This window comes from Actinobacillus vicugnae (genome assembly GCF_901687125.1).
GTDB classification, from domain to species: Bacteria; Pseudomonadota; Gammaproteobacteria; order Enterobacterales; family Pasteurellaceae; genus Actinobacillus; species Actinobacillus vicugnae.
In genome coordinates, this window is sequence record NZ_CABFJY010000008.1 from 42,432 (window position 1) to 58,955 (window position 16,524).

A 16,524-nucleotide genomic window follows, 5' to 3' on the forward strand; every position below is an offset into this window, starting at 1 on the left:
ATTTGACCGCTTAATTTTTTAGGAAAGCAAAATGATTACCAAAGCAAAATATCGAAAACTTGCCTTTTTACGAGTGTTAGTTTTTTCATTATCGGCATTTATTTTCAATACTACCGAGTTTATTCCTGTTGCGTTGTTATCGGACATTGCGCAGAGTTTTGATATGGAAACCGCCAGTACAGGGTTGATGATCACCGTTTACGCCTGGGTGGTATTTTTAGCTTCACTTCCTTTTATTTTGCTCACAGCTAAGCTAGAACGTAAGCGCTTATTACTGACGATATTTAGTGTATTTGTGGTGTGTCATGCCATTTCATATTTCGCAACCAGTTTTGTAATGTTGTTGATTTCTCGAATTGGCATTGCGCTTACCCACGCCATTTTCTGGTCGATTACTGCTTCTCTTGTAGTGCGAGTTGCTCCAAAAGATAAGAAACAGCAAGCGGTTGGTTTATTGGCGTTAGGCAGTGCGTTAGCGATGATTTTAGGTTTACCGCTTGGGCGAATGATTGGGCAAGCATTTGGCTGGCGAGAAACTTTTGCATTGATTGGTTTGATTGCTTTAGGCGTAATGCTGATTATGTGGAAATTATTACCGCATTTACCAAGCAAAAATTCTGGGTCGTTAGCGAGTTTACCACTGCTGATCAAGCGCCCAATGTTGATGGGGATTTATTTGCTCACCGTGGTAATCATTTCGGGGCATTTTACAGGCTATAGTTATATCGAACCGTTTATGGTGAATATTAGCCAAGTTAGCGAACAAATGGGTACTGCAATTTTGCTGGTGTTTGGATTGGCTGGTGTGACAGCAAGCTTTCTCTTTGGGCGCTTATATCCAAAAGCACCGAAGAAATTTATCGTGGCAAGTATATCGCTCATTCTATTTATGCAACTTTGCTTATTACCATTAAGTGGTCATATTTTGGCAATGTTTTGCATTGTCTTTATTTGGGGCATAGGCATTACCGCCATGAGTATTGCGTTACAAATGCAAGTATTAGAGCTTGCGCCCGATGCAACTGATGTGGCAACTGCTATTTATTCGGGGATTTACAATGTAGGTATTGGTGCTGGGGCGTTAATCGGTAGCCAAGTGATTCAACATATCGGTTTGCCTTATATTGGCGTTATCGGTGGCGGGTTAGCGTGTGTTGCGATTTTATGGTTTGTGTTTATTTCGTTGCGTTATCGCACGTTACAACCAAGGGTTTAACGAGAAAATAAGATAAAGAAAAGTGGGCTTTTTAGCCCACTTTTTATATGTTTAAACAGCAGTTTGGAAAATCACACTTTCTGCTTTTTGTACATAATTTGGTAGTTGATCAAAATTAAGATAGCGATATACCTCATTATGTTGTTCATCCAGTGTCACAACAGCTTGTTGATATTCTTCAACCGTTGGTAAACGACCTAAAATGGCTGCTACAGATGCCAGCTCCGCAGAAGCAAGATAAACGTTAGCGCCTTGTCCTAAACGGTTCGGGAAATTTCGGGTTGAAGTTGAAACCACCGAAGAATTAGCACGAACACGCGCTTGGTTACCCATACAAAGCGAGCAACCAGGCATTTCAGTGCGGGCGCCAGAGCGTCCATAAATGTTGTAATAACCTTCTTCGGATAAACGTGTAGCATCCATTTTGGTTGGTGGTGCTAGCCATAAACGTGTATTGATTTCGCCACCTACTTGATTCAATAATTTACCCGCAGCACGGAAATGTCCAATATTGGTCATACAAGAACCGATAAAGACTTCATCAATTGGATTGCCTTGCACTTCAGAAAGTAGACGTGCATCATCAGGATCGTTTGGTACACAGAGAATCGGTTCTTTGATTTCATCTAAATTAATTTCAAGCACTTCGGCATATTCTGCATCAGGATCTGCTTCCAACATTTCAGGATTTGCCAGCCACGCTTCCATCGCTTTAATACGATTTTCAAGGGTTTGAGCATCGCTATAACCGTCCGCAATCATCGTTTTGAGCAATACAACGTTAGAGCGTAGGTATTCTTCAATGGAGGATTGACTTAATTTAATGGTACAAGCGGCTGCCGAACGTTCTGCGGTGGCATCAGAGAGCTCAAAAGCTTGTTCTGCGGTTAAATGTTCTAGCCCTTCAATTTCGATGATACGTCCAGAGAACACGTTTTTCTTATTCGCTTTTTCAACGGTGAGCAAGCCCTGTTTTATTGCATAATAAGGAATCGAGTGTACCAAATCACGTAGGGTAATACCTTTTTGCATCGTGCCTTTGAAACGTACTAATACTGATTCTGGCATATCCAAAGGCATAATGCCTGTTGCCGCTGCGAAGGCAACTAAACCTGAACCAGCTGGGAAAGAAATTCCAATTGGGAAACGGGTGTGAGAATCCCCACCTGTCCCTACAGTAAATGGCATAAGCATACGATTGAGCCATGAATGGATAACACCATCACCAGGGCGTAATGCAACACCACCACGGCTAGTAATAAAGTTAGGTAAGGTTTGATGTGTCATCACATCGCTTGGTTTTGGATAAGGTGCAGTATGGCAGAATGATTGCATAACTAGCGGAGCAGAGAATTTTAAGCAAGCGAGATCTTTTAATTCATCACGGGTCATAGTACCTGTCGTATCTTGTGAGCCAACAGAAGTCATCGTTGGTTCACAGTATTGCCCTGCTCGAACTCCTTGCAAGCCACAAGCTTTGCCTACCATTTTTTGTGCAAGGGTATAGCCCTTGCCTGAGTCAGCCACGTCGGCTAGTTTGGCAAATATATCACTTTCTGTTAACCCCAATTCTACACGTGCCTTAGCCGTAAGGCTTCTGCCAATGATCAACGGAATTCGACCGCCAGCACGTACTTCGTCCAGTAATACATTGGTTTTATAAGCAAAGGTAGTAATTACCTCATCAGAATTGTGCTTGCACACTTTGCCTGCATAAGGGTAAAGATCGATAACATCGCCCATATTAAGTGTAGTCACGTCTAATTCAATAGGTAATGCCCCCGAATCTTCTGCGGTATTAAAGAAAATGGGTGCAATTTTGCCTCCAAACACAAAACCACCAGTGCGTTTATTTGGAATATAAGGAATATCGTCGCCCATATGCCATAACACCGAATTAGCGGCTGACTTACGAGATGAGCCTGTCCCAACCACATCGCCAACATAAACTAACGGGAAGCCTTTTGCTTTTAATGCGGCCAATTGTTTTAATGGACCAATTGCGCCATCTTGATCTGGTTCGATCCCTTCACGCTTCATTTTGAGCATCGCATGGGCATGCAAAGGAATATCGGAACGGCACCATGCTTCTTGAGCAGGTGAGAGATCGTCAGTATTGGTTTCGCCTAATACTTTAAAAACAGTAAGAGTGATTTTCTCTGCGAGGGCTGGGCGAGAGGTAAACCATTCTGCATTTGCCCACGATTGTAAGACTTGTTTGGCATAAAGATTGCCTTGTTTCGCTTTGTCTGCAATCTTTTTAAAACTATCAAAAATCAGTAACGTATGAGAAAGTGCATTAGTAGCAAGCGATGCTAATTTGCTATTTTCGAGCAAATCAATCAGTGGTGCGACGTTATAACCTCCGCTCATTGTGCCAAGCAATTTTACTGCATGTTCAGGCGAAATAAGCGGCGTAGTTGTGATACCATTAGCAACTTTGGTGAGAAACTCAGCTTTTACTTTTGCAGCATCATCTACACCTGCTGGAATACGTGTTTCAAATAGCTCCAGTAATTCCGCTTCTTGACCAATAACTGGCGCTTGTAACAATTCAATCAGTTGGATCGTTTGTTCTGCATCTAACGCCTTTGGTACAATACCGATTGCGGCTCGTTCAGCTACGTGTTGATAATATGTTTGAAGAAAATTAGACTTAGACATGGCTATCACCCCACAATAAAATAGAAAAGATAAAAACCTATAAACATATAGATGACTATATGTAAAACACTACTCATTTTTCGGTAATGGGTCAATTTATTTTGAGAGAAATATATTAATGTTTAACAATGATCAAAAATATATCGAATTAAGTAAGATTCCACGCTATCTGCAAATTAAGTATGAATTACAAAAATTTTTAGCAGAAAATAGCTGGAGTTTTGAGCAAGCAATTCCAAGCGAACAAGAGCTAGCCAGCACTTATGATGCTTCTATTGGCACGGTGCGTAAAGCAGTGGAATGTTTAGTGGAAGAAGGAGTACTGATTAAACATCAAGGCAAAGGTACATTCCTCAAACATCCCGCTTTTGTTGAATCATCAATCGTGCGTTTTTACTTACGTAATGCAAAAGAAGGCAAACCTGAAATGCCGATTGGGGAAATAAAATGTGTGAAAAGTGTGAAAGCAAATCCAAGGATTAATCAGTTATTGGGTGAGCCAGTAGAAAATGAATTGATTTACCTTGAACGCGTGCGTTCTGCGGATAGCAAAGTGATTGTGAGTGATAAAATCTGGCTTTCTCCAGAGAAATTTGCACCATTAAGCGAGCTGAAACCTGAACAATTTGAGAATTTACTTTATCCATTTTATTTCAAACTGTGCGGACAATTGGTGGTTTCAGCTAAGGAGCAAATGACGATTTTGCTTAATCATTGCGATACTTATTTAACCGATGGGCAAGAGAAAGCAGTGATTAAAGTTTGTCGCGCGGCTAAAGGATTAGACGGCAGTATTATTGAATACCGTGAATCTTATGGTTTAGCGGAAGATTTTTATTATGAAACCATCATTACTTAGTTAAACAAGCGGTCAGATTTTATAAAAAAATTGCAAATTGAATATTAATAAGGGCAAAGCGTAGTCTTTGCCTTTTTTATGATTTATCTCAAAGTTTTGTAGGATCAATACTTGTAAGCCTAAATACAACTAGTTATATATATAACTATACGAATTTATACTTATAATGAGGTATTAACTATGAACCCTAAAAAACTGCTGCAATACGCTATTATCTTGGCTTGCCCAATAGTCACCTACTTATTTCCTGCACCTGAGGGATTATCAGTAATCGGTTGGCATATTTTAGGTATCTATATCGGTACGATTCTCGCTCTTATTCTTAAACCTTTCCCCGCTCCTCCAATTTTACTCGCCGCCGTAGCGCTTTCGGCAATTATTATTGGTAATACACCAGTGGAAACACTCAACGGTACAAAAATTGCATTAAAACAATCTTCGGTACTTGACGGTTATAAATCGGGTACAACTTGGTTGGTATTTGCTGCATTTGCGATGAGTACAGCGTTTGTGCAAACAGGTTTAGGACGTCGAATTGCTTACAAAATGATTGGTGCATTTGGTAGTACAACATTGCGCTTAGGCTATGTGAATGCGATGTTGGATTTATTGATCTCACCTGCGATGCCTTCTACTACCGCACGTGGTGGTGGCATTATGGCACCGATTATGCAATCTATTGCGGTTTCACTTGGTTCTGAGCCTGAAAAATCGCCTCGTAAAGCAGGACATTATTTGTTGCTTAACACCTATATGGTAGTAAAAACAACAGGTTATATCACTTTAACGGGTATGGCACCGAATGCAGTAGCGCTCGAACTGATGCGCCCGATTTTACATATCAATATTAACTGGACTCAGTGGTTTATTGCCGCATCAATTCCAGGTTTAGTCGCTTTAATTTTGTTACCTTTTGTCACTTATATACTTTACAAACCTGAGCTAAAAGACGTTGATAATAAACAAATTGCCACAAAAGGCTTAGCCGAAATGGGGCCGATGACCAGCAAAGAAAAAACGTTAGCAGTGTTATTTGTTTCAGCAGTATTAGGCTGGGTATTCTCTGGCGTGCTTAATTTATCCGAATTTACCGTGGCAATTGCAGCAATGGCGCTGATTATATTAACGTCGGTGTTAAGTTGGGACGATGTGTTAAAAAACAAAGCAGGCTGGACAACATTGACTTGGTACGGTGGTTTATTGGGGATTGCAGCGGTATTAAGCCAAGCTAAATTTTTTGATTGGTTATCTGCAACGATGAGTAATCTTATTTCCAGTGGTGATACTAACTCAATTGTGATTACTGTCTTTATTCTTATTTTAAGTGTCGCAGTGCGTTACCTATTTGCTTCAGGTGCAGCGTATGTTGCTTCAATGGTACCAGTATTCTCTGCGGTAGGTATGGCGGCAGGTGCTGATCCATTATTCCTTGCACTTGGTCTATTGTTCTCAAATAGTTACGGCAGTATGGTAACACACTATGGTTCAGCTCCAGCAGCAGTGATCTACGGCTTAGGCTATCACGATCTTAAATCATTCTGGATTACAGGTGGTGTATGTGCCGTAGTGACATTATTGATTCATACTACAATTGGTTTTGCATGGTGGTCTATGCTTCAATCTATGGGTATTTTTGCAAATTAATTAAGAAAAATGACCGCTTGTGACCAAAATTGTAGAGACAAGCGGTCGAGTTTAACTGAAGTTTTACAACGGTGGAAAAGATGAAAAAAGTTCCTTGTATGATTATTCGTGGCGGTACATCAAAAGGCGTGTATTTTTTAAAAGATGACTTGCCGACCGATGTTGCAGAGCGTGATAAGTTTTTAATGACCATTATGGGGTCTGGTGATCCTACTCAAATTAATGGCTTGGGTGGCGCAACTAGCGTAACGAGTAAGGTAGCAATTGTTTCTAAATCTGAAAAAGAGGGCATAGATTTAGATTATTTATTTGCACAGGTTGGGATTGGACAAAAAATAGTAGATACCACACCTTCTTGCGGTAACATTTTATCGGGTATTATTTGCTTTGCCAGTGAAAAAGGCTTAATTGAATTGCAAGACGGTATCACGCGTGTAGTGGTAAATAATGTTAATACTAATAGCATTATTGAAGTTTCTGCTGAGTCACCAAATAAACAATTGAAATATACGGGTGATGCAGAAGTATCGGGCGTACCTGGTACAGGTTCCCCTGTGAATCTAAATTTCAGCCAAATTGAAGGTGCTAAAACAGGCAAGGTATTCCCAACGGGCAATAAGCAAGACAATATTAACGGCTATCAAGTTACTTGTATTGATGTAGCAATGCCAATGGTGTTTTTTAATGCACAAGATCTTGGTTTAACGGGTAAAGAAACCAAGGCGGAGTTGGATGAAAATCGTGCCTTGTTTGAAATTCTTGAGCCAATTCGCCGTAAAGCAGGAGAGATGATGGGGTTAGGAGATGTGTCTGAAAAAGTGATCCCGAAAATGGGGATTTTATCGGCTCCAGCAGGTAAAGGAAATATAACCTCGCGCTATTTTGTACCAGACAAATGCCATGCCAGCCATGCCGTGACAGGCTCAGTTTGTGTTGCGGCTGCTTGTAGTATTGAAGGCACGGTTGCTTATCCACTTTATAAAAACACAGGTAGTGTAGTAACAATTGAGCATCCATCAGGTTTTATTAGTGTGGATATGCTATGTGAGCCAACCGAAAACAGCTATAAATTTACTCGAGCAGCCTTAGTGCGCACGGCTAAGCCGCTCATGATAGGTGAAGTGTATTACGATGAAACAGCATAATGCTAAACATGGTTAACCTACAATAGACAAGCGGTCAAATTTAACGAGAATTTTGTAAAAATTCACTAAATTTGACCGCTTGTTTTGTATCACTATTTCTATTTTTCAACAAACTGATTACTTTGCTGAATCATCTGTAGGAACAGTGCTAGTGGTGGACGTTCGCTTTGTTCTTTTTCCCCTTGCGCATTAAATTTTTCGAAATGTCCTTTACGATCAATTCGGTATTGTTCGCCATCAGGCATGATTGCTACGTTCCAATTATGGTTGGTGGCCAACAGCCATAACCGATTGTTTTGGGCTGTTAAATCAATTCCTTGCGAATAATCACTAAGTGGATTTTGCACTTTAAAGAATTGGATCAAGAGCGTTGGCATAATATCTAGATGACTTGAAAGTAAATCATATTGTTTGGCTTCTGCTTGCCAATAAGCAATAAGTGGCACTTGCATATCTACTGGCGCAAAGCTACGTTCGCCATTTGGATTTGCGTGGTCTGAGGTAATAAGTACCAATGTATTTGCCAGTAATGCGTGTTTTTCTAGCTGTGACCAAATCGCACTAAACTGCTGATCAAGCAGAGCAGTTTGCTCGCTATAACTGTTTGCGTGTGGCAGGTTTAAATCTAGATAACTGAAAAATGGTGTTTCAGGGTTACGTCCAATCAGCCATTGTGACCATTGAGTTACCGCTTCTGTATTATTTTTCGAGTCTGGTAATAAAATGCCCGCAAAAGCAGCTTGGTGGTAAATCGGATCCGCAAAGCCATTGTGTGAAAACAAGCCAAATTGATAGCCTGCTTGGCGGAATGCAAGAATAAGCGGTGATGCTTCTTTATTGCCTAATACTGAATCTAAATATTTACCACTTAAACTATAGAATAGCCCTAGCACACCCGCAGAACGTGAATCACCACTGGTGTAATGTTGGGTAAAACGTAGCGATTTTTGGTTCACTGCATTCAATATTGGCATATTTTCGGCTGTAATAGCGCTCTCTCGCAAACCAGATAAATTCACCAGTAAAATATTCGTATGTGGTTTTTTGCTGAATGTTAGTGGATGTTTTGGATAGTTTAAATAGAAACTATCTAAACGCCCATTCTCTTCAATTTCTTGTTGTAATTCAGCAGGATCAATTAGCCCATGTTTTTGTAAAAAAGTACGAGCTGTCATCGGGTGTGATAACGGATAGTTTGCTTTTTGTGCGGTAATTGGGCGATATAGTGTCATATCTGCCCATGCGTACACTAAATGCGTTGCGGTAAAACAAGCGAGGAAAAAATAAGCAACGTACTTGCCCCATTTCTGGCGATTAAAACTACGTATTTTTTGCCAGCACCAACGAGAGTAAATCATTTCAGCCAATAGAATCAGAGGCATTGGCACAAAAAGTAACTGCCATTGGCGGGAGAGTTCTCCTTGCTCTGGATTGACTAATAAATCCCAAACAAGCGAGGATAAATGTAAATAAAATTGCTTAAAGACTTCAGTATCAACTAATAGGAAAGTTTGTCCAATAGTCGCTAAAATAACCGAAACACCTCGGAAGGTGCGATCATTTTTTATAACGAAACTCAGTGGAAAAAGTAGTAATAAATAGCAGGCAAAAACAATAAAGCTGAAATGCCCAAAGAGGCTAGTAAAAAAGTAAAGTTTGCCTGACAGGGTATTAGGCCAATCGGCATTGAAAGCGTAACGAGCAGAAATGAATAACGCCAACACTACATTAAAAAGGGTAAACCAATGTCCCCACGTAATACGTAGTGAGGTTTCTTCACGATATTGACGTGAATTGGTTGGGAATAATGAGCGAAGGCGTGTAAACATATTATTTATTTCGTTTTTAATGAGTTTTTGAGAGCATTTGAAAATGCATCAGCTAATGCATGGCGTTGTGCTTCAGTTTGAACATTTTCACGCAGGATATTGGTCACTAAATTGCCGAGTGCCATCAGTGAAAGATCAACGGGTGCTTTATGTTTTTCAAGGGTTGCGATGAGATCGCTTGATAGTTCATCAAATTGTTTGGTTTGGTATTTTGATTGAGTTGCCATAATACTTTGCTAGCTCTTAAAAATAAGGTTAAAAAATCTGACAAATAGTAGCATAAAAATAAGTAACAAAGAATAATTGAGCTGAACAAGCGGTCGAAATTTTCCATTATTTTGCAAATTATAGTAAAAAAATCACTATAAATGAGGGTTAATGTTAAAATACTCATTTGATTTTGCTCGATTTTTATATGTAGAGCTATTTTTCTTTAAAATTATAATGAATAAATGTAAAATGAACGACTGTTCATTGGAACGAAACATGGGAGGTTTTATGTCCAGACGAACTGAACCGAATGATATGATTAATCATATCTTGTCGGCAACGGAGTTACTTGTAGCAAAGGAAGGCTTACAGAATTTATCAATGCGCAAGATAGCAAAAGAAATAGGCGTTGCAGCAGGCACGCTCTATTTATATTTTAGTACAAAAGATCAACTTTTGAGCCAGTTAGCAAATCATATGTATGAGCGCTATAGTTGCTATATCAACATTGATTTTGATCCGAAAGAATCTCTCTTCAAGCAATATCGTCAACTGTGGGTTAGAAAGTGGCAGTTCTTGTCTGACAACCCCATGATTGCTATCCACCTATCCCAATACCAAGCGATGCTTGGTTTCAGCGAAATTGTTTATAGAACAATTAATGATCCAGAATTTATTTGGAACCGATTTGTTAATGAAGGCAAAAGGCAAGGTGTAATTGTTAATTTGCCTAACGAAATGTTGTATTACCTCAGTATGGGAATTGCAACCGATATTGCCTATCTGCAACAGGTAAAAAAAGATGTGATTCCAGAGGAATATTTCGAGGACATTATTTCACGTACTTGGAAAGCGATTACTTTCTAAATTCAGTTCATTTAGTCTATGGAGAATATATGACAACAGAAAACCAAAAGCCCTCTCGAGGCAAAAAGTTTTTAATTGCAGTGACGCTAATTATTGTGTTAGTTGCCTTTGTTGGTGTTGCTGGAATGCAAAAATTTATTGCGGGGAAAAAGGCAGAAGCTGCAGCTAATATGCCAGAAACCGTAAGCGAAATTACTGCAATGAAGGTTGAACCACAAGAGTGGACACCAAGTATTTCTGCGGTCGGTTACATTCGTCCAAATCAAGGTGCGATGTTGAGTGCTGAATCTTCTGGCACAGTAACACGAGTGAATGTTCGTTCAGGTCAGCGTGTAAATAAAGGTGATTTATTAGTTGAATTTGATAGTGCGGTTGAAGAAGCAACTTTACGTGCATCACAAGCGCAATTACCAAATGCTAAAGCAAATTATGACCGCTTCCGTAATTTAGTGGCGTCAAATAGCGCTTCTAAAGCTGAATTAGATAGCGCACAATCAACTTATAATCAATTGCTTGCAAATATTGAATCATTAAAAGCGAGCATTGCTCGTCGTAAAGTGTATGCGCCGTTTAGTGGTGTTGCAGGTATCGTTAATGTAAACGTGGGTCAATATATTTCGACAGGTACTGAGATCGTACGTGTTGAAGATCAAAGTTTAATGAAAATTCGTTTTACATTGCCTCAAACTGATGTGGAAAAAATCACAATTGGTCAAAAAGTAACAGCAGTAGTTGATGCATTACCAGGGCAAACTTTTGCAGCGAAAATTATTGCAATTGATCCTGCGGTAGATCGTTTAACGGGTCTTATCAATGTTGAAGCAGTAATTACTGAAAATCAAAATAAATTATTGTCTGGAATGTTCGCGCGTTTAAATGTGGCATTACCAACAGAAACACAACAAATTGTTGTACCACAAATAGCGGTAACTTATACGATGTATGGTGAAACGCTTTATGTATTACAGCCACTTTCTGATGAAGATAAGCAATTAGTAGCGAAAATGGCAGAGCAAAATCCAAAATTAGATGCAAACAAAATGTATCGTGCAAAACAGGTTGAAGTGAAAACTTTAGACCGTAGTGGCATTTATGCGCAATTGTCAAAAGGTGTGAAAGCAGGTGATTTAATTGTAACGGGTGGTTTCCAACGTTTAAGCAATAATGCACTTGTGATTGTGTCTGAACAAGAGGCAGTAGGTGTAACTCAACCTGCTAAAGAAAGTAGACTTTAATTGAGGTAATCAATGAAATTTACTGATATTTTTATTAAACGCCCAGTGCTTGCAGTTTGTATTAGTTTGCTTATTACCATTTTAGGTTTGCAATCTATTAACAAACTTCAAGTGCGTGAATATCCTGAAATGACGATCTCCATTGTAACGGTGAACGTAAACTATTCAGGTGCTGACGCAAGTTTAATGCAGGCGTTGGTAACTTCCCAAATTGAGGAAGCGGTATCCCAAGCAGATAATATTGACTATGTAACTTCATCAAGTAGTCCAAGTACATCAACGACTACGATCAAAATGAAGTTAAATACCAATCCACAAATGGCACTAGCGGATATTTCTGCGAAAGTAAATGCAATTCGTGCGAATTTACCAAGCGGGATTGATGATCCGTCGATCAGTGTTTCATCAGGTTCAAATGATGCGCTAATGTATATCCGTTTCGCATCGGATGAATTATCTACACCACAAATTACCGACTATATTAACCGTGTGGTTAAGCCACAATTCTTTACAGTTAATGGCGTATCAAGTGTAGATATTTTTGGTGCGGCAACCTTTGGTTTACGTATTTGGTTAGATCCTGACAAAATGGCAGGTAATAACCTTTCAGGTGCAACGGTACTTTCAGCTTTAGCAGCAAATAACTTAAATACGGCAGCGGGTAACGCAAATGGTTATTACACCGTATATAAAAATAAAGTTGAATCAAGCACACCTTCAGTAGAAGAACTAGAAAACGTAACAATTTCAACATCTTCTGATGGACGTATTATCAAATTAAAAGATATTGCAAAAATTGAATTAGATAAATACCAAGATGCTTCTCGAGTGGTGGCTGATGGTAAAGAAGCGGTTGTTTTAGCAGTAACGGCTGCAACAACAGCAAACTCTTTAACCGTTGCAAAAGATATTTATCCTGTATTTGAGTTAATCCAAAAGAACTTACCATCATCAATGAATGGTCAAATTCTTTATGATAAAACTATCGCGATTAATAGCTCAATTAATGAGGTAATTAAAACGATTGGTGAGGCAACTCTTATCGTACTTGTGGTAATTATTCTTTTCTTAGGATCTTTACGTGCAATGGTTGTGCCAATTGTAACTATTCCAATTTCATTAATTGGAGCGCTGTTTTTATTACAATCGTTCGGTTTCTCAATCAACTTATTAACCCTACTTGCATTAGTTTTAGCTATCGGTCTTGTGGTGGACGATGCGATTGTGGTGCTTGAAAACGTAGAACGTCACGTAAAAGAAGGTAAATCGCCATTTGATGCAGCAATTATTGGTACACGAGAAATTGCAGTGCCTGTAATTTCAATGACAATTACACTTGCTGCGGTATATTCACCAATGGCATTAATGGAAGGGGTAACAGGTTCATTATTTAAAGAGTTTGCGTTAACCCTTGCGGGAGCAGTATTTATCTCTGGTATTGCGGCATTAACCCTCTCGCCAATGATGTCAAGCCGAGTGTTACAAGAGCATAACGAAGAACACCAAAGTCGTTTTGCGAAATGTATCAACAATATGTTAGATAAAATGACGAGCTGTTATACCAATATGTTAAAAGGTGTAATGGCTATGCGTTGGCTAGTTGTTATTTTTGCTATTAGTATTTTGGCGGTATTACCAACTTTATTAACTTCATTATCAAGTGAAGTGGCACCAACCGAAGACCGTGGCTTCGTGGTAGGTATTGGTAATGGCCCATCAAACACCAACTTAGACTATACGCAAGAAGCAACCACAAAATTTAATGAAGAGGTAGGTAAAATACCAGAAGTGTCATCAATGATGACGGTAGCGGGTTTTAGTGGCACAAATAGTGCTTTATCAATTATTTCATTAAAAGATTGGAACGATCGTGAACGTGAACGTACGCCAATTGCAGCAGATGTATCAGCAATTGCAAAAAATGTAGTCGGCATGGATATTAATGCGATTGCCTTCCCTGAAATTTCAACTGGTGAAAATGGTTTACCGTTCTCGCTTGTGATTACAACAGCGGATAACTATACAAAATTAGCGGATGTTGCGAATGATTTCTTAAAAAAAGCACAAACTTCAGGTCAATTTTTCTTCTCAAGTTTAGACTTGAAATTTGATACGGTAACAATGAAATGGAAGTTTGACCGTGAAAAAATGGGAACCTATGGCGTAACCATGCAACAGGTAAGTAACACATTAGGTGCGTATTTATCAGGCGCGATTATTACCCGTGTAGATATTGATTCACGTGCTTATCCAATTGTTTCACAAGCAATTCGTAAAGACCGTTTAAATCCAGAAGATTTAGTGAATTATTATGTAACAACAGCAACGGGTGAAGCGATTCCATTAAGTTCATTTGTTACCTTAGAATTAGCAACTGAGCCTTCAGCATTGCCTCGTATGAATCAGCTAAACTCAGCTACGATTACAGGTGTTGTATCAAGCTCTATTGGTGATGCAGTAAATTGGGCAAAAGCAGAATTAGATCGTAGTTTACCAAAAGGTTATCAGTACGACTTTAAATCGGAAGCTCGTCAATTCGTACAAGAAGGTAATGCAATGGCAATGACTTTTGCCTTAGCAGTTGTAATTATCTACCTTGTATTGGCAATCCAATTTGAGTCTTGGAGAGATCCACTAGTAATTCTAGTTTCTGTTCCACTTGCATTAAGTGGTGCATTAGTGGTAATGAACGTATTAGGCATTGCGGGTGTTGCAGGCTCAACTATGAATATTTATTCACAGGTAGGTTTAGTAACTCTAGTTGGCTTAATTACTAAACACGGTATTTTGATGTGTGAAGTGGCGAAAGAAGAGCAGTTAAACAATGGCTTATCTCGTTTTGATGCAATTGTACATTCTGCAACAATTCGTTTACGTCCAATTATGATGACCACTGCAGCAATGGTAGCGGGGCTTATCCCATTATTATTTGCGACAGGTGCGGGTGCGATTGCTCGTTTTAGTATGGGTATGGTAATTGTAGCGGGTTTAAGTATCGGTACATTATTTACCTTATTCGTGCTACCAGTTATTTATACCTTCTTGGGCGAATCTCACAAACCGCTACGCGAGTTTGATGAAGAAAAATACGCTAAAGAAACGTTAGAAAAACTTGAACACGCTGATGCGTAATTAATTAAGGCTCCGAACCATTGGTCGGAGCTTTTTTATTTTATATATTGTAGCAAATAAAATAGTGAGTAAGCTCGAACTAATTAGATAGATCGTTATCCAATAAAAGTAAACTAAACAAAATTTGTCTCAAGCAAGATAGCCATTCTGTTTATTACATTTTTCTATTACAATATTATAGTATTTATTTTAATTTATTAAGGATTACACAATGACTCAACTAAGCGTAGTAATTTTAGCAGCGGGTAAAGGTACTCGTATGTATTCTGACTTACCCAAAGTGCTCCACACCGTTGCAGGAAAGCCAATGGTTAAGCATGTTATTGATACTGCAAAGCAGATCGATGCAAAGCAAATTCATTTAATTTATGGTCACGGTGGTGAATTATTACAACAACGCTTAAGTGCAGAGCCTGTAAATTGGGTGTTACAAGCAGAGCAATTAGGAACTGGTCATGCAATGCAACAGGCAGCACCATTCTTTGCAGATGATGAAAATATCTTAATGCTTTACGGTGATGCGCCATTAATTACTAAAGAAACTTTAGAACGCCTAATTGCGGCAAAACCAGAAAATGGCATTGCACTTTTAACCGTTGAATTAGACAACCCAACAGGTTATGGACGTATTATCCGTGAAAATGGTTCGGTTGTTGCAATTGTGGAACAAAAAGATGCAAGTCCAGAACAATTAAAAATCCGTGAAGTAAACACAGGGGTAATGGTTGCAAGTGGTGCAAGTTTCAAAAAATGGCTGGCTAATTTAAATAATAACAATGCACAAGGCGAATACTATATTACTGATGTAATTGCAATGGCAAATCAAGACGGCTACAAAGTACAAGCAGTACAAGCGAGCGAATTTATGGAAGTTGAAGGTGCTAATAACCGTTTACAACTTGCAGCGTTAGAGCGTTTCTACCAAAAAACACAAGCTGAAAAATTATTACTTGCAGGGGTTCGTTTAATCGATCCAGCTCGTTTTGATATTCGTGGCACATTAGCGCACGGTAAAGATGTTGAAATCGACGTAAATGTGATTATCGAAGGCGACGTAAAACTAGGTGACCGTGTGCGTGTTGGTGCTGGTTGTGTCTTAAAAAATTGTGAAATCGCAGATGATGTAGAAATCAAACCCTATTCAGTAATTGAAGATGCGGTTGTGGGTAAAGCTGCACAAGTTGGCCCATTCTCTCGTTTACGCCCAGGTGCAAATCTTGCAGACGAAACGCACGTAGGTAACTTTGTTGAAATTAAAAATGCGCAAGTAGGTAAAGGTTCGAAAGTGAATCATTTAACTTACGTGGGGGATGCACAAGTAGGTAGTAACTGTAATATTGGCGCAGGTGTAATTACTTGTAACTATGACGGCGCAAATAAATTTAAAACCGTAATTGGTAACAATGTATTTGTGGGTTCAGATAGCCAATTAGTAGCGCCAGTAACCATTGCTGACGGTGCGACTATCGGTGCGGGTGCAACAATTACCAAAGATGTTGCAGAAAATGAGCTCGTGATTAGTCGTGTGCCACAACGCCACATTCAGGGTTGGCAACGCCCAACTAAAAAGAAATAAGCGGTAGCGAGTAATAAAACATGATCTGCACCCCAAAACCTGGACACCTAATTTGAGGTGCAGATTATGTCTTATTCTTATCAATTTCGTTTAAACATTATCAAACAAGTGACCGAACAGGATTTGGGTATTCGTGAGGTCGCTAAA

11 protein-coding genes and 1 pseudogene are annotated in these 16,524 nt (G+C 39.2%); 9 read left to right on the top strand and 3 right to left on the bottom strand.

Translation table 11 applies throughout. The features are described 5' to 3' along the window. Positions 1 to 31 precede the first annotated feature (31 nt). Positions 32 to 1,216, top strand: coding sequence for a sugar transporter (locus tag F8M47_RS02570; protein WP_150538655.1), 1,185 nt, complete (start codon positions 32 to 34; stop codon positions 1,214 to 1,216). Positions 1,217 to 1,267: 51 nt separating this feature from the next. Here F8M47_RS02570 and acnB read toward each other — a convergent pair whose 3' ends face one another. Then, on the bottom strand, positions 1,268 to 3,880 hold the full coding sequence (gene acnB / locus F8M47_RS02575; protein WP_150538656.1) for a bifunctional aconitate hydratase 2/2-methylisocitrate dehydratase: 2,613 nt from the start codon (positions 3,878 to 3,880) through the stop codon (positions 1,268 to 1,270). A gap of 118 nt (positions 3,881 to 3,998) precedes the next feature. Between acnB and F8M47_RS02580 the strand changes: the two genes are divergently transcribed. From F8M47_RS02580 to F8M47_RS02590, 3 genes are all read left to right on the top strand, one after another. Then, the gene (locus F8M47_RS02580) at positions 3,999 to 4,739 is read left to right on the top strand and encodes a GntR family transcriptional regulator (protein ID WP_150538657.1); all 741 of its coding nucleotides are present in this window, start codon (positions 3,999 to 4,001) and stop codon (positions 4,737 to 4,739) included. A gap of 180 nt (positions 4,740 to 4,919) precedes the next feature. After that, on the top strand, positions 4,920 to 6,383 hold the full coding sequence (locus F8M47_RS02585; protein WP_150538658.1) for an anion permease: 1,464 nt from the start codon (positions 4,920 to 4,922) through the stop codon (positions 6,381 to 6,383). Between the two features lie 80 nt (positions 6,384 to 6,463). Then, positions 6,464 to 7,528 carry a 4-oxalomesaconate tautomerase gene (locus F8M47_RS02590; RefSeq protein WP_150538659.1) on the top strand — a complete coding sequence of 355 codons (1,065 nt, stop codon included), beginning with the start codon at positions 6,464 to 6,466 and terminating at the stop codon, positions 7,526 to 7,528. A gap of 98 nt (positions 7,529 to 7,626) precedes the next feature. On the opposite strand, the gene F8M47_RS02595 is transcribed toward F8M47_RS02590, so the two are convergent. Together F8M47_RS02595 and F8M47_RS02600 are read right to left on the bottom strand one after the other, a co-directional pair. Further along, complete coding sequence (locus F8M47_RS02595; protein WP_150538660.1) at positions 7,627 to 9,357, bottom strand: DUF3413 domain-containing protein; 1,731 nt, start codon at positions 9,355 to 9,357, stop codon at positions 7,627 to 7,629. A 5-nt stretch (positions 9,358 to 9,362) separates the two neighbouring features. After that, positions 9,363 to 9,584 (bottom strand): YejL family protein, encoded by a 222-nt coding sequence (locus tag F8M47_RS02600; protein WP_150538661.1) that lies wholly within the window; start codon positions 9,582 to 9,584, stop codon positions 9,363 to 9,365. A gap of 271 nt (positions 9,585 to 9,855) precedes the next feature. On the opposite strand from F8M47_RS02600, the gene F8M47_RS02605 reads away from it, so the two are divergent. From F8M47_RS02605 to F8M47_RS12205, 5 genes and pseudogenes are all read left to right on the top strand, one after another. Then, positions 9,856 to 10,434 (top strand): TetR/AcrR family transcriptional regulator, encoded by a 579-nt coding sequence (locus F8M47_RS02605; RefSeq protein ID WP_425292557.1) that lies wholly within the window; start codon positions 9,856 to 9,858, stop codon positions 10,432 to 10,434. A 29-nt stretch (positions 10,435 to 10,463) separates the two neighbouring features. After that, the gene (locus F8M47_RS02610) at positions 10,464 to 11,669 is read left to right on the top strand and encodes an efflux RND transporter periplasmic adaptor subunit (RefSeq protein ID WP_150538662.1); all 1,206 of its coding nucleotides are present in this window, start codon (positions 10,464 to 10,466) and stop codon (positions 11,667 to 11,669) included. Between the two features lie 12 nt (positions 11,670 to 11,681). Then, entirely contained in the window at positions 11,682 to 14,801 is a 3,120-nt protein-coding gene (locus F8M47_RS02615) for an efflux RND transporter permease subunit (RefSeq protein ID WP_150538663.1), read from the top strand. Between the two features lie 211 nt (positions 14,802 to 15,012). After that, positions 15,013 to 16,377, top strand: coding sequence for a bifunctional UDP-N-acetylglucosamine diphosphorylase/glucosamine-1-phosphate N-acetyltransferase GlmU (glmU, locus tag F8M47_RS02620; protein ID WP_150538664.1), 1,365 nt, complete (start codon positions 15,013 to 15,015; stop codon positions 16,375 to 16,377). 66 nt (positions 16,378 to 16,443) lie between these two features. After that, positions 16,444 to 16,524, top strand: a pseudogene (locus F8M47_RS12205) (transposase); the annotation flags it as partial.

What these genes read in the sequence shown, in the direction of transcription:
- F8M47_RS02570 (WP_150538655.1), top strand. Translation starts at nt 32, where the DNA reads ATGATTACCAAAGCAAAATATCGAAAACTTGCCTTTTTACGAGTGTTA.
- acnB (WP_150538656.1), bottom strand. Translation starts at nt 3,880, where the DNA reads ATGTCTAAGTCTAATTTTCTTCAAACATATTATCAACACGTAGCTGAA.
- F8M47_RS02580 (WP_150538657.1), top strand. Translation starts at nt 3,999, where the DNA reads ATGTTTAACAATGATCAAAAATATATCGAATTAAGTAAGATTCCACGC.
- F8M47_RS02585 (WP_150538658.1), top strand. Translation starts at nt 4,920, where the DNA reads ATGAACCCTAAAAAACTGCTGCAATACGCTATTATCTTGGCTTGCCCA.
- F8M47_RS02590 (WP_150538659.1), top strand. Translation starts at nt 6,464, where the DNA reads ATGAAAAAAGTTCCTTGTATGATTATTCGTGGCGGTACATCAAAAGGC.
- F8M47_RS02595 (WP_150538660.1), bottom strand. Translation starts at nt 9,357, where the DNA reads ATGTTTACACGCCTTCGCTCATTATTCCCAACCAATTCACGTCAATAT.
- F8M47_RS02600 (WP_150538661.1), bottom strand. Translation starts at nt 9,584, where the DNA reads ATGGCAACTCAATCAAAATACCAAACCAAACAATTTGATGAACTATCA.
- F8M47_RS02605 (WP_425292557.1), top strand. Translation starts at nt 9,856, where the DNA reads ATGTCCAGACGAACTGAACCGAATGATATGATTAATCATATCTTGTCG.
- F8M47_RS02610 (WP_150538662.1), top strand. Translation starts at nt 10,464, where the DNA reads ATGACAACAGAAAACCAAAAGCCCTCTCGAGGCAAAAAGTTTTTAATT.
- F8M47_RS02615 (WP_150538663.1), top strand. Translation starts at nt 11,682, where the DNA reads ATGAAATTTACTGATATTTTTATTAAACGCCCAGTGCTTGCAGTTTGT.
- glmU (WP_150538664.1), top strand. Translation starts at nt 15,013, where the DNA reads ATGACTCAACTAAGCGTAGTAATTTTAGCAGCGGGTAAAGGTACTCGT.